Origin of the sequence: Bacteroides sp. AM23-12 (genome assembly GCF_003434395.1) — a bacterium.
GTDB classification, from domain to species: Bacteria; Bacteroidota; Bacteroidia; order Bacteroidales; family Bacteroidaceae; genus Bacteroides; species Bacteroides thetaiotaomicron.
Genome location: NZ_QTLF01000003.1, coordinates 291,305 through 316,617 on the forward strand (window position 1 = coordinate 291,305; position 25,313 = coordinate 316,617).

A 25,313-nucleotide genomic window follows, 5' to 3' on the forward strand; every position below is an offset into this window, starting at 1 on the left:
GTAGTCTATTTATTAATTAATAGGCACAGTCATTGGAAATTCTTTACCATCAGCATCCACATCCATCACATTATTCTGTGCAATATAGCGTTTAAATGTCAATGAATAAGCTCTCTTCTCAGCCGTATTTAATGCCCCGAAATTAGTTACTCCTGTACACTTCACAAATTCTTCATATTTTTTTCTAGAGTACGTACCTAAATATACTCTTGTGACCTGAGTAGTCCACCACTCTGGTTTACTTACCACATTATTAAATACAATTTTTATTTTTTCATATTCCTGCATTGTTCCTTGGAAATATTCATTCGGAACCAGTTTCAGACACAATTTTACATTCTCCTTCAAATCATCCGTCTTCACCAAAGTAACTTCTAGCGTATCATTAGACAATCCTGCTCCAAATTTTGGATTAATTGGTAAACGAAAATTCTTTGAAGCCGCATTTGGGGTAGGATCTTCTTTTTCATTCTCCTCTACCACTACTACACTATATGGAGTATCTTCGTTGAGAGGCTTACCAATCAAACTCATACCAATCTTTACCGTTATTTCTTCGCTCGTCGGATAATTATTGAATGACACCTCCATATATCCATTCTCTTTATCGTAATCATTTGTCGTATTTATCAATTGACTAAAATAAAGATACTGTTCTCCCTGATAGGGTTTTATTTCATCCTCTGAACACGCCCAAAGACAAAGAGAGATTAAAGCAAATAATATATTTTTTTTCATCGTTTCTTCTTTTGATTAGCAATATTAAATGTCTTCATTATTCGGTTTGTCAAATACAAAGACTACATTATCTTTCGGTTTCTGATCCAAACGTTTATACTGAAAGAACATCTGTCCTTCACCTACAAACTCACGACGCATTTCTTTTATCAAATGTGTATGAAAGACTTCCAGAGAACCAATACTTGATGCTAGATTAGTAGTACTAATACCTCTCGCATAACGTACTTTATCTAACATCTCACCTGCTTTAGAGAACTCATCTTTATAAGCAAAATATTCACCCATAATATAATACATCTCGCTCAAGCGTATAGCCGGAATCATGTCTGTACCGGAAGTACCTTCTTTTATATCATATTTAAAGGAATACTTAATATCTCCTCCATCCCAGTCCCCAAACAAATCAAGATTACGATCGTCAGCACCAGCTTCATCACCAAAAAGATTTGTAGTATTTACAACTAATGCCACATCATTCCCTTTAGTCATATACGGAAGATAATCTTCATAGCAAGTAGACTTAAAGAAAGTCATAATTATACTATTATAATCTTTCCGATTAGTGGTCAAGCTATTAGAGAAGTTAAAACAAGAAGCTGTAGACGTGCTTCCTGTTGAATAAGTGGCATCTACTACTTCTTTTGCTTCTTTGTAAGCATTACCATATTCGCCAGCCCAACAATAAACACGAGCTAACATCGCTGTTACCGCATAATAATTCATACGATATCCACGATACGCAAAAAATACATCCTTAGCCAGTTCTCCACTAGTACCACTATTAACAGCCAACATACGATTTTCGGTGGACATCCAATGTTTGTTTTCTTTAATAGTATCACACTTTGCCAACAAGTCCTTTGCCGCTTTTAAATCATTAACTATTTTTCTCAAAATCTCCTTATTGTTTTCATAAGAAGGAACAATAGTAGGATATACATCAACATAAGGTATATAGGCTTTGCCATCGTCTTTAAGCATAGAAGGAGCAAACATCCGAAGCATATCGAAATGGATTAACGCACGCAATCCCAATGCCTCTCCCCATATCATATTCTTCTCCAACTCGTCTTCTGCAAACACAGAAGGAGATGCTTCACTTACATTAGCAATCAAGTTATTACAGTTAGCTATATTATTATAACCAACAGACCAAATGCTGGAAATAATACTTTTTACATCTGAATCATCGAATTTATAATTAGCAGCTTTATAATAGGACGAGGTACTTTTCATATAGCTACTTCCCGACTGATAATATTGTGCTATTACATCCATAAACCCCCATGAAATACTCTTACCATACATTGAGGAGGTTCCCAAATTCAAATAAATACCATTCAAAGCGTTACGATAACCATCGCCAACTTCGAAAAGTTTATCGCCATTGACTTGATTACTTGGTGCTACATCCAACCAATCACTACAACTTGTTGTAAACAAGCTAGCTGTCAGTAATATCATTGCATATACTTTCTTCATATTATTCATCTACTCTAAGTATTGTTTATTAAAAACTCATCTTTACCGAAGCTGCAAAAGAACGAGAATACGGATAGTCCAAACCACGCTCGGCACGTACAGTAGAAACACGGAATAAATCATTACCCGACAATTCTACACGTAATAAGCCAATATGTGCTTTTTTCAACCATTCTGCATTAAAGTCATAACCTACCTTCAGAGAATTAAATGTTAAGACATTGTAATCCTGAATAAAACGGCTTGTAGGACGAGTTACTGCAACCACTCCATCTGTTTGCAAACGTCCGTAAGGAGTACAATCTCCAGGATTCTGCCAACGTCCTGTTAATACTCGACGATCCACATTGCTACTTTGTATATATGCATTCTCAACCTTACTTACCAATGTTGAATTGTACCGTTGTCCTCCAAGCTCATACATAAATGTTGAATATACGGAGAATTGCTTCCAACGCATATTAAAACCAAAGGTACCTTGAAGTTTCGGCTCTTCATTTCCAATTACAACTTGATCAGCTGCATTCCAATCGTAAGTAATCGTTCCATCAGGACGAACAAAGATTTCTCTACCGTCTGCCGGATTGATACCTAACGACTTTACACCAAAAATAGACGTTAAGGACCCACCCTCTACATACTGTAAATAAGTAGCACTATATTCGGCTTTACCTTTATTAATACCGGAATTATAATCAGCATATTTCTCTTGTACCCTCTTATTATACTCTTTCAGGCTATCAGAAATCTTGGTTATCTCATTCTTATTATGAGCCATATTGACAAAGGCTGCCACATACCAATCCTTTGAATTCAGGATAGTGCTTCGCAACTGAATTTCGACACCTTTATTCATTACTTCACCGATATTGTCTTTGTATGAGGTAAACCCTGTAGAACTAGGTAAAGTCACACTGTTCACCAGATCTACTGTTTTCTTACGATAATAAGAAAAGTTCATCTGAAGTAAACCTTTGAACATGTCAACATCCAACCCCAAATCCATATTATGCGTCTTCTCCCATCCCAATGAACTGTTCCCCAATGCCATCAGTGTTGCACCTAAACCTGTTTTAAACCAATTGTCTGTGATTACTTGATAAATTGTCTGTGCCTCGTAGGGAGAAAAATCCACCTTACCAGTGATACCATATGTTCCACGAATCTTAAAGCGCTCCATCCATTCAAATTGTTTCATAAACTTATAATTATGCAGATTCAATCCGAGACCACCCGAAAAGAATGGGGCAAATCGTTGATCGGAACCAAATTCCGAGTTTCCATCAAAACGAAGAGAAACGTCAGCCAAATAAATATTATCGAACGAATAATTGAATGTTCCTAATGCACCGAACAAACGGCTTTTACTATCTGAGTTTACTGGTAATGTAGGTACTTTGTTCGCATACCCCGGAGAAGATAACTCCCCAGAAGGAAAGCCTTTATAAGCTATACCGAAACTATCGCCAGTACTTGAAGTAGCATTAATCCCAATCAAGAAGTTCAAATTGTTCTTCTTAATATTTCGGTTATATGATAAAGTAGCCGTAGCGTCCCAACTTAAGCTATTGGCAGTAGCAACATCCAACTGTCCAGAAATCACATTGTTAGCATTTAACGGTTCAGAATTCTTTTTTGAACGAGGATCTAAAAATTGGCGTGAATCTGAATTTGACTTCGTAACACTAAATTGTCCTTTCAGTAACCAATAGTTATCTATATTCCACAATAATTCAGTATTATTAATCAGTTCCCATGATTTGCTACGATCATAACTTTTCAACGTAGCTTCATATAATGGATTCTCTTCTGTTCCTCCAGTCCATGAGGTAGTGGTTTCCAAATAATTCCCATTCTCATCTAAATACTCATCATATGGCAACTTTGAAGTATAATCAGAAAAGCTTCCATAAGGAGATTCTTCAGATTTAGTATAAGTATAAGAAAAATAGTTTTTTACCTGAAAAGCACCGAAACGGTAAGATAAAGATAACCCGCCCGACATACGATCACGATAAGAACCTTTCATTACGCCATCTCCTGAATTGTAAGAAAAGTCAGCTCCCCAACGCAGGTCATCCGTTCCTCCATCTAGATACAAACTATGTTTATGATTGAATACAGTACGAAGCGGTTTCGATAACCAATAGGTATCTACTCCACGAACTACATTATTCAACTTTCTATTATAGATTTGATCCAATCGATTTTGCTCACTTGCACCGGCTTCCGGCTTAGCTTTAAACATACCTGCCGCAACCTCTGTTTCAAGCTTTTCCCGCGCATTCATCATATTATAATCGGTCAGATCAGGATATTCCAATGTTCCAGTAAAGTTATAATCGATATTGACTTTACCAGCTTTCGGAGTTACCGTTGTAATAATAACTACACCATTAGCTGCACGAGAACCATACATAGCCGTAGCAGCAGCATCTTTCAAGATAGTAATGCTCTCAATACGGCTAGGATCCATATCATATAACTTCTGCACACTAATCTCAAAACCATCCATGATAAAAGTCGGAAGATTAGGATTGTTCTTCAATGATGTTTTAGAAAGGCTTTGCGCATCCAACTGAGTAGTTCCAATACCGGAACGTCCACGGATATACAACTCCGGAACATTATTCGGATTCGAACCTGCTAAATTATTTTCAGCAATACGAAAAGAGGGATCGAACGTTTGCAAAGCTCCTAATACATTTGTTTTGGAAACCGACATCAACTGATCTGACGTAACCGTCACAGAAGTACCCGTAAAGCTATTTTTGCTGATCTTTGCATAACCGGTTACCACCACCTCTTCCAATTGCTTTGAATCGGGTTTCAACTTAAAAGTATGCACTTTATCAAGATTGAGCTTGCCAGTATGTATTTCCAAAGTTTGCATGCCTACAAAGGAAAGACGAATTGTTACATCTCCTTCAGGAAGTCCTAAAGAAAAAGCACCGTCTGCATCAGTCATTGTTCCGATATTTCTTTCTTTTCCCAGTATCAGCACCGTCACACCCGGCAGTTCGCCACCCTGTTCATCCACCACTTTACCTTCCAACGTACGTGTCTTCTGATCTTTCTTCTTGATGACCACAATACCATCTTTGGTAGCATAAGTGAAACCTTTAGGTGAAAGAACGCGGTCCAGCAATTCCCTCCAAGGCTCGTTGGTAGCTTTTACAGTCACCGGTTCAACTCCTTTAAACATCTGAGAGTTATAAAGCATGTTGATTCCAGCTTTCTGTTTTACCGTGTTTAAAAATGTTTCCATCGGCACATCCTTCAAATCAAGTGTCACTTTCTTCTCATCAGGTGGAAGTGCCCATGCACTGAGAACCATACTCAATGCAAAAAGACATAGCATAAAGACTCTTCTTTTTTTCATAATTTTTAAATCAAAACTCAATATTACTCATTCTCATATATCAATATATTTCTTCCGTTTATTCTATAGTAGATATCGCCGGTTAGTTCTAATGCATTCAGGAAAGTATTGATCGTGCCATATCGCTGCAAGTCACCACTATAAGTCAGGTCGCGCAGAGACTCCTTCTCATAATAGACATGAACATCATACCAGCGCTCGAAGGTTTTCATGATATCGCCCAGCCGTTTGTTGTTGAAAACATATACACCTTGTGCCCAGCCGATATATTCATTGACATCCACCGCCCGCTTTTCAATGCCACGGGAAGAGGCGACTGCCTGTTCACCCGGCGCCAGCGTAATAGTATTCTGATCGGGTGTCGAGAAATTTACTTTCCCATATACAAGAGTGGTATAGCATGCATCCGCATCATTATAAGCATTGATATTAAATGCCGTACCAAGTACCGTTACTTCTCCGAAACGAGTTCGGACCACAAACGGATGTTCCTCATCCTTTCTCACATCAAAATAGGCTTCACCTTCCAGTGTCACAATTCGGCGCTTTCCGACAAAACGGACCGGATAAAGCAATTTAGAACCGGCATTCAAATGAACAGTGGTTCCATCAGCAAGAAGGACAGTATTCTCCCCTCCCCGTGGTATAACCAGTTCATTTGACTTCACCGGACTTTCATCGACGTTTTCTTCTTCGTGTTGTTGTGTTGTGACGGTCGGTCGATATGACAGCACCCCTTTATTGTATTTCACCTGGACACCGTCTACTATTACATTTATATCTTTCTTTTGTACATCAATAGTGCTTCCATCGGGCAAAGTCAGCACTGCCTGTTTGCTACCCGGCTTGATTTGCGCGATACGTGCCTGGGACTCCTCCACTGCCTGATAATGATTCACTGCATAAAAAGAAATTCCTACTCCCAGTACTACCATCGCTGCGGCAGCATACCACCATGTCCGGATACGGTGGATCTTTCCACCGGACGAATTCTCTTTTTGTTGAATTTGTTGAAGGAAATGCTCGTAAGCCTTTTCCGATGAATATTCTTTATACTTATTAAAAGCATCTTTTAATTCCTCACTATCCTGCAATTTCTCATACACGGCTTTCAGTTCCGGATGCATAGATAAACGTTGTTCCAACACCTGCTGCTCTTTGTCGCTTGCATCTCCCAAAAGAGCCTTTTTTATCAAAGAGGCATCTTGATATGTGTTTTCTAACTTTTTCATAATTTTATCTATTTCTAATGAGGATTTTATCTTTGCTTTACTATAATTATACATAACGTCCATAAATGGGTGACAAAAAGATGATTATTTTTTATGAGATACTCTCCGTACGAAAACAGAAAAGAACGAAAAACTATCATTATGTCATTATTCAGCAACAAAAATAACGTATTCAACAAATCATTCCCTTTTCGGAATCAAAATTCAGCCATCAATAAATGACAATTAGGCATCTTAAAAAATATTTGTTTTTTTCCGTTACCGCTATTAAAATGATGTATTTTTTAGCTTTTATCAAGGAGTTTGAAACTCATATTTCATCATCATCCGTCACTTTCGGACTTAGCTCATTGATATACAATGCGATAAAAGTGACGAGAAGCAGTGACGACAGAGTGATAACAAAAATATTTCAAATTTTATCGTCACTTTCTACTAAAAGAATGACGCGCTGTACTTCATAAAAAGGTCCTTGATTTAACCAAAAATGCCTGCTTTATTAATCTATTCCCAATGCCGGACCAATGTAATAAGACACCGACAAGACTTCATTTCACATACATGGTCCCATCGCTCTGCGGACATGATCCCATGGACTCACGTACGTAATCCGAATGGTTTACAGACATGGAACGAACACATATAGCTTACTAAAAATGCTAACCAAGCTTTGTTTACCTGTTAAACATACCGGCTCATCCACTTAAATAAGCCACATCACAGTCACTTCACCCCGACAAAAGCAAGGATGCACAGCCCGGTTTTTAATAAAAGATAAGAGTAAGAAGTACAGAATAACTGGAATTTGCCAGCTTCTCGCGTAAGAATTTATAGCTACGGCTTTTCTGAGTTTTAACCGTATTGATGCTAACTCCCAGCCGGGATGCGATTTCGTCCCACGAATGTCCTTCAATTCTCAGCAGGATGATACGGCGTTGTTCGGCAGGAAGCTCCTCGATATAGAAATAAAGTTGTCGGATAGCTTCTTCTTTCACAGTCAAAGCATACAGCATTTCCTCGTCTTCAAAATCTTCTTCCTGAGGCAAGCCATTCAATATAGAATCATGAATCTGATGGTTGCGGATATACAACAGTGCATTATTATAGCAGGCACGATAAAGATAATTAGTCAGCTCACGGGAGTCGGAAAAAGTACGCTTACCTTCCCACACGGATATAAACACCTCCTGAACCAGATCTTCTACGGCATCGGTGAGGAACAGGATTTTCTCGACATATGAGCACAAGGCCGCATAATAGCGATTATAAAAGTCCCTCCAGATTCCCTTATCTTTCTGGTTGACACCTGCTACTATCAAATCATCTTTATCGCTCATACGGCAACAAGATTAATCAAACAATAAAAGACTCTCTTCAAATTACTGCAAAAACTGGTTATAATAGATATGACTTACAAATATATCTGTTTTTTCAGTATGTAAGTTCACCCCTCATATAAAAAAATAGAATAAAGGGGCATAAAATAAAAAAAGAGCGAATAACTCCGCCCCACCTAAAGAATCCCCCATAAATGGGATTCTTTTTTCTGCATCTCAATTTACCTGTTACCTGAAAACTACTTTTTTTCTAATACCTAATCAAAACAATCTTTTTCCTAAAAACTAATCTTAAAATCTAATACCTTAATTTTATAAACTAATACTACTCTTTTGTTATTACCTTTTTCTAATACCTAAAAATCTTAGTAGTTTCACAACTACACTGCAAAGGTAGAGGTGTTTTGGAAAACAACAAGAATTCTTATGCTAAAAAACATGTTTTACCTTATTTTTTTGATTTATGTCAAGAGAAAGAGTGGAGGTTGGGTATAAAACATACATCCGAATGTTGATTTGATACAAATTCTGTCCAAACGCTCCGTTCGTCTTCTATTTCATCATACGGCCGCGCACTTTTTCAAGTGACAAAAAGTAAGCCTAGAATGTCAAAAAAGAGCATTTACATCTCTTTTTGAAAGGAATCGAAGCCTTGACACAAAAGAGAAGAAGCCAGAAACGTTACATCTTGCATATTTCCAATCCAAAATTACGGCGTTTTTTTGCGCCCGCCCCGCCTCCTCCTCGAAATTTCGGAAGCAAAAACCGGCAGAAGATACAACTCTCGCAACTTTTCCGTAACTTTGCAGCGTTTGATAATAAATAAGGTAGAATGGATTTTAAGTACGATGTAATTGTAATTGGTGCCGGACATGCTGGTTGTGAAGCGGCAGCCGCCGCTGCGAATTTAGGTTCCAAAACTTGTCTGATCACAATGGACATGAACAAGATCGGACAGATGAGTTGCAATCCGGCAGTAGGAGGAATCGCCAAAGGACAAATAGTACGCGAAATAGACGCACTGGGCGGACAGATGGGATTGGTGACGGATGAAACTGCTATCCAGTTCCGAATCCTGAACCGCTCGAAAGGTCCCGCCATGTGGAGTCCCCGCGCTCAATGCGACCGTGCCAAGTTTATCTGGTCATGGCGTGAGAAACTGGAAAATACTCCCAACCTTCATATCTGGCAGGATACCGTCTGTGAATTGCTCGTTGAAAACAGTGAAGTAGTCGGACTCGTCACTCTTTGGGGTGTCACATTCAAAGCGAAATGTATCGTACTGACCGCAGGAACATTCTTGAACGGACTCATGCACGTAGGCCGCCACCAATTGCCCGGCGGAAGAATGGCAGAACCCGCATCTTACCAGCTGACAGAATCCATCGCCCGACATGGCATTGCCTACGGAAGGATGAAGACCGGCACACCGGTACGAATCGACGCACGCAGCATCCACTTCGATTTGATGGATACACAAGACGGAGAATGCGACTTCCACAAGTTCTCATTCATGAATACCAGTACGCGCCATTTGAAGCAACTGCAATGCTGGACCTGCTATACCAACGAAGAAGTGCACCGGATTCTGCGCGAAGGGCTGCCGGATTCTCCCCTGTTCAACGGACAGATTCAAAGTATCGGTCCGCGCTATTGCCCCAGCATCGAAACCAAGATTGTCACCTTCCCCGACAAAGAGCAGCACCAACTGTTCCTCGAACCCGAAGGTGAAACAACACAGGAATTATACCTGAACGGATTTTCTTCTTCTCTTCCGATGGATATTCAGATCGCCGCGCTGAAAAAAGTACCGGCATTCAAGGATATCGTCATCTATCGTCCCGGATATGCGATTGAGTACGATTACTTCGACCCCACCCAATTAAAACATTCGCTGGAATCGAAGATTATCAAAAACCTGTTCTTTGCCGGGCAAGTGAACGGAACAACCGGTTACGAAGAAGCGGGAGGACAAGGACTGATCGCCGGAATCAACGCACACATCAACTGTCACGGTGGTGAAGCCTTCACACTGGCTCGCGACGAAGCATATATCGGTGTATTGATAGACGACCTGGTGACCAAAGGAGTAGACGAACCATACCGTATGTTTACTTCACGTGCCGAATACCGTATTCTTCTCCGCATGGACGACGCCGACATGAGACTGACCGAAAGAGCATATCACCTCGGACTGGCAAGGGAGGATCGCTACCAATTAATGAAGACCAAGAAGGAGGCATTAGAGCAGATAGTAAATTTCGCAAAGAACTATTCGATGAAACCGGCATTAATTAATGATGCCCTCGAAAAGTTGGGAACAACTCCCCTTCGTCAAGGCTGTAAGCTGATCGAAATTCTCAATCGTCCGCAAATCACGATTGAGAATATCGCGGAACATGTCCCCGCCTTCCAAAGAGAATTAGAAAAAGCAACCACTGCAGACTCCGACCGTAAAGAAGAGATTCTGGAAGCGGCAGAAATACTGATCAAGTATCAAGGCTATATTGACAGAGAGCGAATGATAGCAGAAAAGCTGGCACGCCTGGAAAGCATCAAGATCAAAGGCAAATTTGATTATGCTTCCATCCAGTCGCTATCTACGGAAGCTCGTCAGAAGCTAGTGAAGATTGATCCGGAAACGATTGCTCAAGCGAGCCGGATTCCGGGAGTATCACCAAGCGACATCAACGTATTGCTGGTACTTTCCGGCCGATAAGCGGCAACGTTTCACGTGAAACAAATCATTTAAAGAAACGAGATAAACCAATGATTATGAGCAAAGAAACGCTAATTAAAAGCATCCGGGAAATTCCCGATTTTCCGATCCCCGGAATCCTTTTCTACGATGTCACCACCCTGTTTAAAGACCCTTGGTGCTTGCAAGAATTATCGAACATCATGTTCGAAATGTACAAGGATAAAGGTATCACCAAAGTAGTAGGTATAGAATCCAGAGGATTCATCATGGGGCCTATCCTGGCTACCCGACTGAACGCAGGTTTTATTCCTATCCGCAAGCCGGGCAAACTTCCCGCAGAGGTGATCGAAGAAAGCTACGACAAAGAATATGGCACGGACACTGTGCAGATTCATAAGGACGCACTCGATGAAAACGACGTAGTTTTACTACACGACGACCTGCTGGCAACGGGAGGAACTATGAAAGCAGCCTGCGAACTGGTGAAGAAACTGAAGCCTAAAAAGGTATATGTAAACTTCATTATCGAATTGAAAGACCTGAATGGCAAATCCGTATTCGGAGATGACGTAGAAGTAGAATCCGTATTGACTTTATAAACAAATTGCTTATATTTGCAGGGCGTAGATTCTCTACGCCCTTTTTTATTTCCCGCTATTTCATCTATAACGATTATGAATACAGAACCGGAAGCCAAAACGAATGAATATCTGAGAGGTATTGTAGCCAACCTGCCCGAAAAGCCGGGAGTCTATCAGTATCTGAACACAGAAGGGACTATTATATACGTTGGAAAGGCTAAAAACCTAAAAAAAAGGGTATATTCTTACTTCAGCAAAGAGCATGAACCCGGCAAGACACGAGTATTGGTCAGCAAGATTGCCGATATCCGTTACATCGTTGTTAACACCGAAGAAGATGCATTATTGCTGGAAAACAATCTGATCAAGAAATATAAGCCCCGCTACAATGTATTACTGAAGGACGACAAGACCTACCCTTCCATCTGCGTGCAGAATGAATACTTTCCACGCATTTTCAGGACTCGAAAGATTATCAAAAACGGTTCTTCTTATTATGGCCCCTACAGCCACCTTCCTTCGATGTATGCGGTGCTCGATCTGATCAAGCATCTATATCCGCTGCGTACCTGCAATCTGAACCTTTCTCCGGAGAACATACGGGCGGGAAAGTTCAAGGTTTGCCTGGAGTATCACATCAAGAAGTGCGCCGGACCATGCGTTGGACTGCAATCGCACGAGGATTATCTGAAGAACATCGATGAAATCAAAGAGATTTTGAAAGGAAATACGCAGGATATTAGCCGTATGCTGGTAGAAAAGATGCAGGAACTGGCCAATGAAATGAAGTTTGAAGAGGCTCAGAAGATTAAGGAGAAGTATCTGCTGATAGAGAATTACCGGTCTAAATCGGAGGTAGTAAGTTCTGTCCTGCACAATATCGACGTCTTTTCCATCGAAGAAGACGATTCAAATTCGGCTTTCGTCAACTATCTCCACATCACCAATGGCGCCATCAATCAGGCATTCACCTTTGAGTACAAGAAGAAGCTAAATGAATCGAAAGAAGAGTTACTGACGCTAGGCATTATTGAAATGCGGGAGCGCTACAAGAGCCATTCACGGGAGATTATTGTTCCTTTCGAACTTGATCTGGAGTTGAATAATGTCGTTTTCACCGTTCCTCAAAGGGGAGATAAGAAAAAACTGCTCGATCTTTCTATCCTAAATGTGAAGCAATATAAGGCCGACCGATTGAAACAAGCCGAGAAACTGAACCCGGAGCAGCGCAGTATGCGTCTGCTGAAAGAAATACAAAACGAACTGCATTTAGACAAGCCACCTTTGCAGATTGAATGTTTCGATAACTCGAATATACAAGGATCGGATGCCGTAGCTGCCTGCGTAGTATTCAAAAAGGCGAAACCATCGAAGAAAGATTACCGTAAATACAATATTAAGACGGTCGTGGGACCGGATGATTACGCTTCCATGAAAGAGGTGGTCAGACGACGTTATCAGCGCGCCATTGAAGAAAATTCTCCCCTTCCCGACCTGATTATTACCGATGGTGGTAAAGGACAAATGGAAGTCGTCAGAGAAGTAATCGAGGATGAACTGCATCTGAATATTCCGATTGCCGGTTTGGCTAAGGATAATAAGCATCGCACGTCAGAGCTACTTTTCGGGTTTCCCGCACAGACGATTGGGATCAAACAACAAAGTTCTTTATTCCGTCTGCTGACGCAGATTCAGGATGAAGTACACCGTTTTGCGATTACTTTCCACCGCGACAAGCGCAGCAAGCGACAGGTCGCATCGGCTCTGGATAGCATTAAAGGGATTGGAGAAAAGACAAAAACAGCCCTATTGAAGGAGTTTAAAAGCGTAAAACGAATCAAAGAGGCATCCCTTGAAGAAATCGCAAAGGTCATAGGAGAAGTGAAGGCTCAGACTGTAAAAAAAGGGTTAAGCAACGAATAGGCTCACTTCTATGTGGCTATACGCTAAATTGTTAGTCCATATAAATCAAGTATCAGTATCATATAGGGCAAGCGTTAGTTTCCTCGGAGGAAACGCCAGTTCCCTTTAAAAGGAACGGTCGTTTCCATTAAAAGGAACGGCCGTTCCCTCGCCGGGAAACGACAGTTTCCATTAAAAGAAATCATAGGAAACTATATACCATTGATTTCTAACCACATAGAGTACTACCGGTAATGTTATAGAGTTTATGTTCATGTCTATACGGTTCTAAGGCAAACTCAATCAAGTTATGAGGCAAATACATCTGTCGTCCTAATAGATATGCTTCTGCACAACAGACAGACACGCTTCCGAATGACAGCTACAGTTAATACTTAATACCTAATACTTATCTCCTATAATATTTCCTTCCAATCCATCGTTTTTTCTTCTTAATTTCGTAAATTTGCCTTTCGTAACATTCAATAGAATAGAGAAAATATCAATGAGAATAGTTGTACAACGAGTAAGCCACGCATCAGTAACCATCGAAGGACAGTGCAAGTCTTCCATTGGAAAAGGGATGCTGATATTAGTCGGCATTGAAGAATCCGACGGACAGGAAGATATAGACTGGCTCTGCAAAAAGATAGTAAATCTGCGTATTTTTGACGATGAAAACGGAGTAATGAACAAGTCGATCCTGGAAGATGGAGGTGAAATTCTGGTCATCAGCCAGTTCACGTTGCATGCTTCTACCAAGAAGGGCAACCGTCCGTCATACATCAAAGCCGCCAAGCCGGAGATATCTGTCCCACTCTACGAACGGTTCTGCAAGGACCTGAGCAGGGCGCTGGGAAAAGAAATCGGCACAGGAACTTTCGGAGCGGACATGAAAGTTGAACTTTTAAATGACGGTCCTGTTACTATATGTATGGACACCAAAAATAAAGAGTAAAACCTTGATGAAAAAGCCGGTAAAGCTCTTCGAAGAGTGATAAACAGGCTCTAAACATCAAACTAATCATCATAAACCAACAGCAATTATGACCCTGGAAGAAGCTCAAAAAGAAGTAGACAAATGGATAAAGACATACGGTGTCCGCTACTTCAGCGAATTGACAAATATGGCCGTACTGACTGAAGAAGTCGGAGAATTGGCCCGTGTCATGGCCCGCAAATACGGCGACCAGTCTTTCAAAGAAGGCGAGAAAGACAACCTTGACGAAGAAATAGCAGACATCTTATGGGTGCTCCTGTGTATCGCCAACCAGACAGGCGTAGACATCACCAAAGCCTTCAGGGAAAGCCTGGAAAAGAAAACGAAACGAGATAATAAAAGACATATCAATAACCCAAAACTGAACGATCATGGAAGAGAATAGCTCACAATCCAACAAGTATGATGCCGCATTGGCAAAGTATAACACCAATCTGAGCGATGCAGACATACAGGCTCGGGTGGCTGACCTGATTGAAAAGAAAGTGCCGGAAAACAATACGGAAGAAGTCAAGAAACTCCTGTTCAACTGCATCGACCTGACCACGCTGAACAGCACAGACAGCGATGAAAGCGTGATGCATTTCACCGAAAAAGTGAATGAGTTCGACAATGAGTTCCCCGATATGAAGAACGTCGCTGCCATCTGCGTATACCCCAATTTCGCGGATATTGTAAAGAATACACTGCAAGTAGATGGCATCAATATCGCTTGTGTTTCGGGCGGATTCCCTTCTTCTCAGACTTTCATCGAAGTGAAAGTAGCGGAAACGGCACTGGCTATCGCTGACGGTGCGGACGAAATAGATATTGTTATCTCTATCGGTAAATTCCTGAGCGGTGACTACGAAACAATGTGCGAAGAAATTCAGGAATTAAAAGAAGTCTGCAAGGAACGCCACCTCAAGGTAATCCTCGAGACAGGTGCTTTGAAAACCGCCTCCAACATCAAGAAAGCCTCTATCCTATCCATGTATTCGGGTGCAGATTTCATCAAGACATCGACCGGAAAGCAACAGCCTGCCGCTACCCCGGAAGCCGCTTATGTGATGTGCGAAGCTATCAAGGAGTACTATCAAAAAACAAACAACAAGATCGGCTTCAAACCGGCAGGAGGCATCAACACCGTCCATGATGCAATCATTTATTACACTATTGTGAAGGAAATATTAGGCGAAGAATGGCTGAACAACCGGTTGTTCCGTCTGGGTACCAGTCGTTTGGCCAATTTGCTTCTCTCCGATATCAAGGGCGAAGAGATCAAATTCTTCTAAGGAATTACATTAGCAATCAAGTATGCCGTACCGCGCTTCACCTTCCGTTCCTATGGAAGGAAGCGCGGTATTTTTTATATAATAAAAACTAAAGATACTTATGGACAAAACCATTATTTTCATTATCTTTGTCATAGATGTAGCTATGCTAACATAGTTAATCATCTGTATTAGAGAACGTTTCTTTTATTACCTGATTCCTGGAATTCGGCAAAATTCAAAGTTATGAGTGGTAATAAGCAAACGGGTCTCACGCACCTTCATGTATATACTTTTGTTATATATCGAACGGAGCGTGAGACTGTTGCTTTTATGTCATCATAACGGCTTGCCGAAGCCCCAGGAAAAGACATATAGCAGCAGTTCTCACGCTTTTTTTAGTTAACCATAAGCGAAAAAGTATAAAATGAAGTCACACACAAAGAACTTACGTTTTAACCATAACCCCTTAAATCTGATACTCGGCACCAGAAAGAAACAAGGTCTGCGCATCGGTTATATGGAGGCTGCACTGGATGGCTTCTATCTTAACTGTATAGAAACCGGAGTACACCCGGAAAAACTAAGTAAACTATTATCAGATAAGTTCCATTGCACAGATGCAATTTCTTCCTGCCAGCTATTCCTATTCCTCATCAACGAAGGCGACAGAGCCTCCTATTCTATTATGGTCCCCTATTTACTCTCTACCGAAAACCTAAACCAGTTTGAAAACACCATCCGCGAACGCTTCTACGGAGTAGACCGATTCATTCAACAGGGCAGAAATCTATACAAATTCAAAGAGTATATAGAAGAAAGAGGAGAGCCGATTGTATGGATTAACGACTTAGAGAGAGGAGTGATCGGATGGGATATGGCACAAGTTGTCGGGCTGGCCCGGGCTGCCAAAGACTGCGGCTACATCACCAAAGAACAAGCATGGGAATACATCGAACAGGCGAGCACGTTATGTTCCGAAATCCTCCGCACACCGGAAGAAATAGACAAAAGTTTCCTCATCGGAGGAGCGATGAAATCGAATAAAATTGAAGATTGGGAGGAATTAATCCTGTGTTACTCTCTGCTCAGGAACAGTGGGGAGTAGTTATTTCTCACGGGCGACCACGTAATCCAGATAAGTCCGCAGGGCAAGGCAAATATTTGAATCCGGCAAGGCAGCCAGCAAATCAAAGGCCTTCTTTTTATATTGTTCTATTGTACGACAGGCATATTCAATACCTCCATTATCTTTGGTAAACTCAATCAGACGTACGATTTCATCAGGAGTTGCCGTACCTTCCTTCACCTTGAACGCTATCTGTTCCGCCCACGCATCTTTCGTTGTATTCAATGCATACAGGGCAGGCAGCGTCAGCTTACCTTCCAGCATATCATTACCAGTCGGTTTGCCGATCTTCTTGCTATCAAAGTAATCGAAAATATCATCCTTAATCTGAAAACAGATACCAATATATTCGCCCAACAGACGGGCAAAAGCGACTTCCTCCTCACCCACCTGCACTGACAAGGCAGCCGCCTCGGCACAAGCGGCAAAAAGAGCCGCTGTTTTCTTACGTATTACGTCAAAATAAACTTCCTCCGAAAAGCTATGATTACTTACATTCGAAAGTTGAAGCAACTCTCCTTCAGCTAGTTTCTGCCCCAGCGAAGATACCAGACGGATAATCTCATAATTATTAGTCTGCTCCGCGTGCACAAGGCTTGTAGCCAGCAGATAATCACCCGCCAGTACAGATACCTTATTATTAAATATAGCATTTACCGAAAGCTGACCGCGACGCTCGGTACTTTCATCGACTACATCGTCGTGCACCAAACTGGCTGTATGAAGCAATTCCAAAGAAACTGCCGCATGAAGGGTGGCAGGAGTCACAGCCCCATAAAGGCGTGCTACCAATAAGACAAGAATAGGACGCATCATCTTGCCATTCCTCTTGCGTATATGAGTTATTACGCTGTCGAGCAATGCATTCGAATCGGAAAGAGGGGTGTCAAAAAGAGCTTTAAAATCCTCCAGTTCCGCTTCTATCGGGGTTTTGATAAGAGAGATACTATCCATTCACAACACTATTTGAGCACAAAAGTAATAATAAAACGCTTAATACGGTATTTTTTTGTACTTTTACCATGAAAAATTAATTAAATCTATGGAGTCAGACAATAAATTATTTCTTTTAGACGCTTATGCACTGATATATCGGGCTTATTACGCCTTTATCAAGAATCCCAGAATCAACTCCAAAGGGTTCAATACTTCAGCTATCCTCGGATTTGTCAATACCCTCGAAGAGGTGCTGAAAAAGGAGAATCCGTCACATATAGGAGTAGCCTTCGACCCCTCCGGACCGACCTTCCGCCACGAAGCTTTCGAGCAATACAAAGCCCAGCGTGAAGAAACTCCGGAAGCCATCCGCCTCTCCGTACCTATTATAAAGGATATCATCCACGCTTACCGCATCCCAATTCTGGAAGTGACAGGATACGAAGCCGACGACGTGATCGGAACTCTAGCCACAGAAGCCGGACGTCAGGGCATCACCACCTATATGATGACTCCCGACAAAGACTACGGCCAGCTGGTGACGAACAACGTATTCATGTATCGCCCCAAACATACGGGAGGTTTTGAAGTGATGGGCATCGAAGAAGTGAAAGCGAAGTTCGATATCCAGTCGCCCGCACAAGTAATCGACATGCTCGGACTGATGGGCGATGCCTCCGACAATATCCCCGGCTGTCCCGGTGTCGGTGAAAAGACTGCCCAGAAACTAATCGCCGAATTCGGAAGTATCGAAAATCTGCTGGAACATACCGACCAACTGAAAGGAGCCTTGAAAACAAAAGTAGAAACCAACAAGGAACTGATTACTTTCTCCAAATTCCTTGCTACTATCAAAATCGATGTTCCTATCCAACTCGAAATGGATAAGCTCGTCCGCGAACAGGCAGACGAAGATTCACTCCGACGAATTTTTGAAGAACTGGAATTCCGGACACTGATCGACCGGGTACTGAAAAAAGAAAATTCTGCCGGCGGAGTAACAACAGCAACCGGAAGCAAAACGGCAACGACCAAAAGTGCTCCCTCTCCTCTTCCACTTTTTCCCGAAGAAGGAGGAGCCATACAAGGCGATTTATTTGCGAATTTTACGGGCAATGAGGCAGGCGAAGCCAAAAAATCGAATCTAGAGACGTTAGAAACGCTTAATTGCGACTACCAACTCATTGATACAGAGAAGAAAAGAGCTGAAATCATTCAAAAGTTACTTACATCGAAAATTCTCTCGTTAGACACGGAGACTACAGGAACGGAACCAATGGACGCCGAACTGGTCGGAATGAGTTTCTCTATCACCGAAAATCAGGCTTTTTATGTGCCGGTCCCCGACAATCGTGAGGAAGCATTAAAAATCGTCAACGAGTTCCGTCCGGTCTTCGAAAATGAGAACTCATTGAAAGTCGGACAAAATATCAAGTACGACATGATCGTTCTTGAAAATTGCGGAGTGCAAGTGAAAGGTGCGCTCTTTGATACGATGATCGCCCATTACGTTCTTCAACCGGAACTTCGTCATGGAATGGACTATCTGGCAGAAATCTATCTTCACTATCAGACCATCCACATCGACGAACTGATAGGTCCGAAAGGGAAGAACCAGAAAAACATGCGCGATCTCGACCCGAAGGATATCTACCGCTATGCCTGCGAAGATGCAGACGTAACACTGAAGCTCAAAAACGTCCTGGAGAAAGAACTGAAAGAGAACGATGCCGAACGTTTGTTTTATGATATCGAAATGCCGCTTGTACCCGTATTGGTCAATATAGAACGGAATGGGGTATTGCTGGATACGGAAGCGCTCAAACAATCGTCTGTTCATTTCACCGCTCAGATGCAACGCATCGAGCAGGAAATTTATGAACTGGCAGGCGAAACCTTCAATATCGCTTCGCCCAAACAAGTAGGCGAGGTACTGTTTGACAAACTAAGAATCATCGAAAAAGCGAAGAAGACCAAAACCGGTCAGTACGTCACCTCGGAAGAAGTGCTCGAAAGCCTCCGGCATAAACATCCCGTAGTAGAAAAGATTCTGGAACACCGCGGACTGAAGAAACTGCTGGGAACTTATATCGATGCACTTCCCCAACTGATCAACCCGCGCACGGGACGAGTACACACGTCTTTCAACCAGACCGTCACCTCTACCGGACGCCTCAGCTCCAGTAACCCGAATCTGCAGAATATTCCTATCCGCGACGAGAACGGCAAGGAAATCCGCAAGGCATTTATCCCTGACGAAGGCTGCCTGTTCTTCTCTGCCGACTATTCGCAGATAGAACTTCGTATCATGGCACATCTCAGCGAAGACAAGAATATGATCGACGCCTTCCTCAGCAATCATGATATCCACGCAGCTACAGCTGCCAAAATATATAAGATCGACCTGAAAGACGTAGACTCCGATATGCGACGCAAAGCGAAAACCGCCAACTTCGGTATCATCTACGGCATCTCCGTATTTGGCCTTGCAGAGCGAATGAACGTAGACCGGAAGGAAGCCAAAGAACTGATCGACGGCTATTTCGAAACTTATCCAAGCGTGAAAGCCTATATGGATAAGAGCATCCAGGTAGCTCAGGAGAAAGGATATGTAGAAACGATTTTCCACCGAAAACGCTTCTTGCCGGACATTAACTCACGAAACGCCGTTGTACGCGGCTATGCCGAGCGAAACGCCATCAACGCACCGATTCAGGGAAGCGCCGCAGATATCATAAAGGTAGCAATGGCACGCATTTATCAGCGATTCCAGACAGAAGGCATACAAGCTAAAATGATATTGCAAGTACACGATGAATTGAACTTCAGCGTGCCCGTCAACGAAAAAGAACGTGTAGAAGAGATCGTTATTGAGGAAATGGAACACGCTTACCGTATGCACGTTCCCTTGAAAGCAGATTGCGGCTGGGGCAAGAACTGGCTCGAAGCACACTAAAACAAGGTTTATCCTACCATAACAAAACAGGATAAATCAGCTAAATAATGGAGAGAATGAGTTATAACATTATTTAACCCACTATCCAGAAAGCAAGGAAAAAGATCACTTCCCCAACGAAGTGCTTCATTCTATATCCGGCAGGTTGACTGCCGGATATTTTTTTGTCACCAATCTTGGCAAAAAGCAAGGTATCACCTTAGCTATCATCTGACATTTTGATATTATTTCAGCTTTATATTTGCATAAATACCGAATAAATATATAACTTTGCAGCGTAATACAAGAGTATTACTAGACAAATGAAAGAATAATACTAAAATCAAATAGCCATGAAAACAAAAGTATCTTTAAAAATGTTTGTTCTATCCGTAGTTCTTCTCATGACCTCTTTTGTTGCTTCTGCACGCAGTTATGATGGTCAGTTGGTTTATAATCCAGTAGAAGAAAATGGAGTAATGGTAGGTCAGACCGTTTACAAAATGAACGGAAGTACACTTGCCAACTATATGAAGTATAACTACAAGTACGATGACAACAAGCGCATGATTGAAAGCGAGACCCTGAAATGGAACAGTACCAAAGAGGAATGGGAAAAAGATCTCCGCATCAATTATACATACGAAGGAAAAACTGTAACAACCAATTACTATAAATGGAACAATAAGAAACGCGCTTACGTGTTAGTTCCAGAAATGACAGTGACCATGGACAATACTAATTTGTAACAGCATTTTTTTAACAACATACTCTCTCATTCTAATATTCTAACAAATAGAAAACGCCGTTCCTGATGAAGAAACGGCGTTTTCGCATCTATCTTAAGGAGTAATTGTCACAACACAAAAAACCGGTCCTGCAACCCTTTCAGAAAACTTCGGGAAATCACCAGATCACTCTTATCATGAAAAGGCGGATAGAGCTGACAACACTTCCCATCAATCATCGCCAGATAATTAACATTAACAATAGCCGACTGACTGATCTGAATAAAAGCTTGTGAATAACCAATAATATCTTCGGCTTTTGTATTTCGCTTCAGATTCAATCGGGTCTGATTGAACAGGACTACCTGCCACTGCCGCTTGTCTTTCAGATATTCGAAATAGCCGATTTCTTCCAGTCGCAAAAGCTTGAATCCCGTCACCGTGCTGATCATAAACATTCCCTGTTGCGGCATCAAAGCGCTGACAGAAGAAGAAAAAGAGGAAGAAGGAGTTGCCGGTATCGAAGCTACAGCCTTCCGGTAGCGCTCTATAACAACTTTCAGATCTTCCGTCTCAAAAGGTTTCAGTAAGAAATCGAAGGCGGACTCACGCAGAGCCTGAAGCAAATATTTATCATACGAAGTATAAAAGACAACTTTCATATCCCACAGCACCTCATCGCGCATCTCACTCAACAAGTTAAGCCCCAGCACATCCGGAAGTTCCACATCCAGAAACAACAGATCCGGACGGAGTTCCATTATCATCTTTTTGCCTTTTGCGCCATTGTTTGCAGTTCCTTTTATTTCAAATTCCTGATAAGCGCCCAGCTCCCTGCGCAAAGCATCGATTGCCGTACGCTCATCATCTACAATAACGACTTTATATTTATCTTCTGCATTCATCATAAATCATAAGAAAAATGAAACGGTATAAACACCGACACTTGCGTACCGGTCTGCCCATCGTTTCGGTTATCTATATTGAAACGTATCTTCTCATTTTTATTCTTTGTATTGAGTAGCTGTATCGTTTGATAGAGCACTTTCAGCCCCGTTCCCGTTCCTCTGGTCGAAGAAGCCACTTGCGGAAGATACCCCCGCCCATTATCACAAATCACGATACGGACTCCTTTTCCTTCACGGGAAATACGGATAGTCAATTCCTTCTCATCATCTTTTCCGGCCAGCCCATGCTTAATCGCATTCTCTACCGGAATCTGTACAATCATAGAAGGAATCATTATACTTTTTGCATCCAACCCCTCCTCCACTACGACCGAAACTGTGAAGTCTTCGCCGACACGTCCACTTTCCAGGCGGATATATGACTGTACAAAATCCAGCTCGTCCTGCAAAGAAACACTTAGTTTTTCTGTCAGTTCAAGACTCCGACGGAGATATTTGACCAGTTCCATCAGATTATTCTTCACCTCTTCCGATCCATTGAACTGATTAATTTCACGCCCCAGCACATTGAAAGTGAAATGGGGAGAAATCCGGCCCCGCAAATTCTCCATACGGACGCGATTTATCTGTTGGAAGAAACGTTCACGAAGAAACTCCCGCTTTTTCCGCATATACCAGATGATCACCACCGTTCCGGCTGCCAGCAACAGGCAGACAAGCACCCAGATATACATGCTCAGTTTCAATACACGCACTTCACCCGCTTGTCGTTGAATCTGCATTTCCTTGCGCAATACGATCGTGTCCTGACGGTAACGCATATCCAGTTCGGCTACACGGGTACGAATCCGTTCGCTACGGATGGAGTCATTCAGTTGATAATCACGTTTCAGATACTCATATGCATTACGGTAGTCACCTGCCTTTTCATAATAATGTTGCAGATACTGGTTGCGTATAGTAAGCATATTGGCATCCACATGTCCGGTAGAAGCAGTCCGTGCTATCATTTCCCTGGCACGAGCGATATTTCCTTTTTTCAGAGAAAGCTCAATCATCAGGGTTTCAATGTAGTGCATGGCGGAGTTGTTCTTTATCTCCGAAAAGTAACGGTAACCTTCATTCAGATTGTTTTCGGCAGAATCCAGCCGGTTCGTCAGCAGATAAAGATCGCCCAGATTAACTTTCGAAAGATTGCTTTCGAATACCATTTGCGGGTAATCCGCTATCAGCTCCGCTGCTTGCCGCATATAGACCAGGGCTTCCTGATAATCTTTCTTATAATAGTAATGATTTCCCCGATTATTAAGATACACCCACTTTTCGCTGACTGTCATTTCATCAAAAAACTGTCCTGCCAGTTCGTAATAATGATTGGACAAATCAAAATCACGCAGATCCATGTAAGTCTGTCCCAGTCCGCAATAGACCGGAAATTTGGAATGTTCCGACAGATGCAGGGAGTCGCAGATAAACAATGCTCTCCGGTAATAGGAAGCGGTATGTGCCAGTTCGCCACGATGCAGATGGGCATCCGCCAGATTCATACAGATATCCGACAGAAGATGCGCCTTATCTCCTTTCAGACGGTAAGCATAGGATTTCTCATAATAGGCAACCGCCGAATCGGGCTGATTGAGTTGCATCCAGACATTTCCCTCAATGTTATACACATCCGAAAGCACATCATTCCATCGCGGGCATGCAGCTGCACGCTTATCATACTCTTTTACAGGGCGGTTATAATAGAGGATAGAGTCGAAATCGGACGAGATGAAGAAAGTCTTTCCATACAATCCCATCAAGCGGTAATAACTCATCGAGTCCTGTGCCTGACGCATTGCGTTACGCAATAAAGAACGTGAATAAGGTAAGTTGGAAAACAGGGAATCCTGTGCACGGACTTCTAAAGAATCGATAAGTGACTGTTCACACAAAGCGTGACTGCGGTGCCTATCCACGCAACTGCAGTTCCACAATATCAACAACCCTATCAACCCAAATAGCTTCATAGTAGATTTCGCTTTATTCATCCCCTTGTCCGTGTTGAATTTTGAATGCCACAAAAATACATTAATTATATTGAATCTCAACGAAATTTATTATTTTTTTTAATACCTTTGTCCCCATATAAACATGAGTAACTGACCTAATGAGTCCATTGAACTTTACCCACATTCTGACACAGGCAGTCGATGAGCTATCGGAAAGCGAATCTTACAAAGGGCTGTTTCATCAACATAAAGATGGCGAACCATTGCCCTCTGCTAAAGTTTTGTATGAAATTATCGAGCTTTCACGTGCCATTCTCTTCCCCGGATACTACGGAAATTCCACCATCAACAGCCGGACAATCAATTATCACATCGGTGTAAATATCGAAAAGTTATTTGACTTGCTCACAGAGCAAATCCTGGCCGGACTATGTTTCAGTACGGCTGAAGGAGACTGCAACGTCTGCTCGGAGTCGAGAAGAGAAAAAGCCGCCCGACTGGCTGCGAACTTTATCAGCAAACTACCCGCCATGAGAAGAATACTGGCTACGGACGTAGAAGCCGCCTACAACGGTGACCCCGCTGCCAAAAGCTACGGTGAAGTAATTTTCTGCTATCCCGCCATTAAGGCAATCAGCAATTATCGTATTGCGCACGAACTGCTGGAACTTGGTGTTCCCCTGATTCCGCGTATGATCACGGAAATGGCTCATAGCGAGACGGGGATCGATATCCATCCGGGAGCGAAGATAGGCAGTCACTTTACCATAGACCACGGAACGGGTGTCGTGATCGGCGCTACAAGCATCATCGGGAACAATGTCAAATTATATCAGGGTGTCACCCTGGGAGCAAAAAGCTTCCCGCTGGATGCCGACGGAAAACCGATCAAAGGTATCCCCCGCCACCCGATACTGGAAGACAATGTCATAGTCTACTCAAACGCCACCATCCTTGGAAGAATTACTATCGGAAGCGACGCAACCGTAGGAGGAAATATCTGGGTAACGGAAAACATTCCCGCCGGAGCAAAGATTGTACAGACAAAAGCAAAGAAATAAAATCAATAAAC

The 25,313-nt window shown here is 42.2% G+C and carries 18 protein-coding genes; 10 read left to right on the forward strand and 8 right to left on the reverse strand.

Features of this window, described 5'->3' with window-relative positions; genetic code table 11:
• Nucleotides 1-12: 12 nt before the first annotated feature.
• The 5 genes from DW640_RS04890 to DW640_RS04910 form a co-directional block, all read right to left on the reverse strand.
• Nucleotides 13-738 (reverse strand): DUF4843 domain-containing protein, encoded by a 726-nt coding sequence (locus DW640_RS04890; protein WP_008767496.1) that lies wholly within the window; start codon nucleotides 736-738, stop codon nucleotides 13-15.
• Between the two features lie 24 nt (nucleotides 739-762).
• Entirely contained in the window at nucleotides 763-2,232 is a 1,470-nt protein-coding gene (locus DW640_RS04895) for a RagB/SusD family nutrient uptake outer membrane protein (RefSeq protein WP_117577481.1), read from the reverse strand.
• Between the two features lie 19 nt (nucleotides 2,233-2,251).
• Complete coding sequence (locus DW640_RS04900; RefSeq protein WP_199610239.1) at nucleotides 2,252-5,584, reverse strand: SusC/RagA family TonB-linked outer membrane protein; 3,333 nt, start codon at nucleotides 5,582-5,584, stop codon at nucleotides 2,252-2,254.
• Between the two features lie 44 nt (nucleotides 5,585-5,628).
• The gene (locus DW640_RS04905) at nucleotides 5,629-6,837 is read right to left on the reverse strand and encodes a FecR family protein (RefSeq protein WP_008762877.1); all 1,209 of its coding nucleotides are present in this window, start codon (nucleotides 6,835-6,837) and stop codon (nucleotides 5,629-5,631) included.
• A gap of 764 nt (nucleotides 6,838-7,601) precedes the next feature.
• A complete protein-coding gene (locus DW640_RS04910) occupies nucleotides 7,602-8,174 on the reverse strand; it encodes an RNA polymerase sigma-70 factor (protein WP_008762876.1) in 573 nt (190 codons plus the stop codon).
• An 832-nt stretch (nucleotides 8,175-9,006) separates the two neighbouring features.
• Here DW640_RS04910 and mnmG point away from each other — a divergent pair.
• The 7 genes from mnmG to DW640_RS04955 all read left to right on the forward strand — a co-directional run bounded on the left by mnmG (nucleotide 9,007) and on the right by DW640_RS04955 (nucleotide 16,719).
• Nucleotides 9,007-10,893 (forward strand): tRNA uridine-5-carboxymethylaminomethyl(34) synthesis enzyme MnmG, encoded by a 1,887-nt coding sequence (gene mnmG, locus DW640_RS04920; RefSeq protein ID WP_117577486.1) that lies wholly within the window; start codon nucleotides 9,007-9,009, stop codon nucleotides 10,891-10,893.
• Nucleotides 10,894-10,943: 50 nt separating this feature from the next.
• The gene (locus DW640_RS04925; protein WP_008762874.1) at nucleotides 10,944-11,474 is read left to right on the forward strand and encodes an adenine phosphoribosyltransferase; all 531 of its coding nucleotides are present in this window, start codon (nucleotides 10,944-10,946) and stop codon (nucleotides 11,472-11,474) included.
• 75 nt (nucleotides 11,475-11,549) lie between these two features.
• Nucleotides 11,550-13,379 carry an excinuclease ABC subunit UvrC gene (gene uvrC, locus DW640_RS04930; protein ID WP_011108727.1) on the forward strand — a complete coding sequence of 610 codons (1,830 nt, stop codon included), beginning with the start codon at nucleotides 11,550-11,552 and terminating at the stop codon, nucleotides 13,377-13,379.
• A gap of 484 nt (nucleotides 13,380-13,863) precedes the next feature.
• Nucleotides 13,864-14,316, forward strand: a complete 453-nt coding sequence (gene dtd, locus DW640_RS04935; RefSeq protein WP_016269223.1) for a D-aminoacyl-tRNA deacylase — start codon at nucleotides 13,864-13,866, stop codon at nucleotides 14,314-14,316.
• Between the two features lie 88 nt (nucleotides 14,317-14,404).
• Nucleotides 14,405-14,743, forward strand: coding sequence for a nucleotide pyrophosphohydrolase (locus DW640_RS04940; RefSeq protein ID WP_008762871.1), 339 nt, complete (start codon nucleotides 14,405-14,407; stop codon nucleotides 14,741-14,743).
• Nucleotides 14,730-15,632 (forward strand): deoxyribose-phosphate aldolase, encoded by a 903-nt coding sequence (gene deoC, locus DW640_RS04945; protein WP_008762870.1) that lies wholly within the window; start codon nucleotides 14,730-14,732, stop codon nucleotides 15,630-15,632. The genes DW640_RS04940 and deoC overlap by 14 nt, the downstream gene beginning before the upstream one ends.
• 406 nt (nucleotides 15,633-16,038) lie before the next feature.
• Nucleotides 16,039-16,719 carry a DUF1266 domain-containing protein gene (locus DW640_RS04955; protein ID WP_008767486.1) on the forward strand — a complete coding sequence of 227 codons (681 nt, stop codon included), beginning with the start codon at nucleotides 16,039-16,041 and terminating at the stop codon, nucleotides 16,717-16,719.
• Here DW640_RS04955 and DW640_RS04960 read toward each other — a convergent pair whose 3' ends face one another.
• Nucleotides 16,720-17,694, reverse strand: coding sequence for a polyprenyl synthetase family protein (locus tag DW640_RS04960; protein WP_011108724.1), 975 nt, complete (start codon nucleotides 17,692-17,694; stop codon nucleotides 16,720-16,722). It abuts the gene before it with no gap.
• Nucleotides 17,695-17,782: 88 nt separating this feature from the next.
• Here DW640_RS04960 and polA point away from each other — a divergent pair, with 88 nt between their 5' ends.
• Together polA and DW640_RS04975 are read left to right on the forward strand one after the other, a co-directional pair.
• Entirely contained in the window at nucleotides 17,783-20,632 is a 2,850-nt protein-coding gene (gene polA / locus DW640_RS04965) for a DNA polymerase I (protein ID WP_117577488.1), read from the forward strand.
• A gap of 332 nt (nucleotides 20,633-20,964) precedes the next feature.
• Nucleotides 20,965-21,360: a DUF3836 domain-containing protein gene (locus DW640_RS04975; RefSeq protein WP_008767482.1), complete on the forward strand. Its 396-nt coding sequence runs from the start codon at nucleotides 20,965-20,967 to the stop codon at nucleotides 21,358-21,360.
• A 107-nt stretch (nucleotides 21,361-21,467) separates the two neighbouring features.
• Here the strand turns inward: DW640_RS04975 and DW640_RS04980 are convergent, their stop codons facing one another.
• Complete coding sequence (locus DW640_RS04980; protein ID WP_008767481.1) at nucleotides 21,468-22,247, reverse strand: LytTR family DNA-binding domain-containing protein; 780 nt, start codon at nucleotides 22,245-22,247, stop codon at nucleotides 21,468-21,470.
• Entirely contained in the window at nucleotides 22,244-24,280 is a 2,037-nt protein-coding gene (locus DW640_RS04985) for a histidine kinase (RefSeq protein WP_117577490.1), read from the reverse strand. The genes DW640_RS04980 and DW640_RS04985 overlap by 4 nt, the downstream gene beginning before the upstream one ends.
• Nucleotides 24,281-24,399: 119 nt before the next feature.
• Between DW640_RS04985 and epsC the strand changes: the two genes are divergently transcribed.
• Nucleotides 24,400-25,302, forward strand: a complete 903-nt coding sequence (gene epsC, locus DW640_RS04990) for a serine O-acetyltransferase EpsC (protein WP_117577491.1) — start codon at nucleotides 24,400-24,402, stop codon at nucleotides 25,300-25,302.
• Nucleotides 25,303-25,313: the final 11 nt, after the last annotated feature.

Bases quoted from the DNA above. Each gene is read 5' to 3' on its own strand.
- deoC (WP_008762870.1), top strand. From the start codon at position 14,730: ATGGAAGAGAATAGCTCACAATCCAACAAGTATGATGCCGCATTGGCA.
- DW640_RS04895 (WP_117577481.1), bottom strand. From the start codon at position 2,232: ATGAATAATATGAAGAAAGTATATGCAATGATATTACTGACAGCTAGC.
- uvrC (WP_011108727.1), top strand. From the start codon at position 11,550: ATGAATACAGAACCGGAAGCCAAAACGAATGAATATCTGAGAGGTATT.
- DW640_RS04940 (WP_008762871.1), top strand. From the start codon at position 14,405: ATGACCCTGGAAGAAGCTCAAAAAGAAGTAGACAAATGGATAAAGACA.
- DW640_RS04975 (WP_008767482.1), top strand. From the start codon at position 20,965: ATGAAAACAAAAGTATCTTTAAAAATGTTTGTTCTATCCGTAGTTCTT.
- DW640_RS04910 (WP_008762876.1), bottom strand. From the start codon at position 8,174: ATGAGCGATAAAGATGATTTGATAGTAGCAGGTGTCAACCAGAAAGAT.
- mnmG (WP_117577486.1), top strand. From the start codon at position 9,007: ATGGATTTTAAGTACGATGTAATTGTAATTGGTGCCGGACATGCTGGT.
- DW640_RS04925 (WP_008762874.1), top strand. From the start codon at position 10,944: ATGATTATGAGCAAAGAAACGCTAATTAAAAGCATCCGGGAAATTCCC.
- DW640_RS04955 (WP_008767486.1), top strand. From the start codon at position 16,039: ATGAAGTCACACACAAAGAACTTACGTTTTAACCATAACCCCTTAAAT.
- DW640_RS04980 (WP_008767481.1), bottom strand. From the start codon at position 22,247: ATGATGAATGCAGAAGATAAATATAAAGTCGTTATTGTAGATGATGAG.
- DW640_RS04905 (WP_008762877.1), bottom strand. From the start codon at position 6,837: ATGAAAAAGTTAGAAAACACATATCAAGATGCCTCTTTGATAAAAAAG.
- DW640_RS04890 (WP_008767496.1), bottom strand. From the start codon at position 738: ATGAAAAAAAATATATTATTTGCTTTAATCTCTCTTTGTCTTTGGGCG.
- DW640_RS04985 (WP_117577490.1), bottom strand. From the start codon at position 24,280: ATGAATAAAGCGAAATCTACTATGAAGCTATTTGGGTTGATAGGGTTG.
- DW640_RS04960 (WP_011108724.1), bottom strand. From the start codon at position 17,694: ATGGATAGTATCTCTCTTATCAAAACCCCGATAGAAGCGGAACTGGAG.
- epsC (WP_117577491.1), top strand. From the start codon at position 24,400: ATGAGTCCATTGAACTTTACCCACATTCTGACACAGGCAGTCGATGAG.
- dtd (WP_016269223.1), top strand. From the start codon at position 13,864: ATGAGAATAGTTGTACAACGAGTAAGCCACGCATCAGTAACCATCGAA.
- polA (WP_117577488.1), top strand. From the start codon at position 17,783: ATGGAGTCAGACAATAAATTATTTCTTTTAGACGCTTATGCACTGATA.
- DW640_RS04900 (WP_199610239.1), bottom strand. From the start codon at position 5,584: ATGCTATGTCTTTTTGCATTGAGTATGGTTCTCAGTGCATGGGCACTT.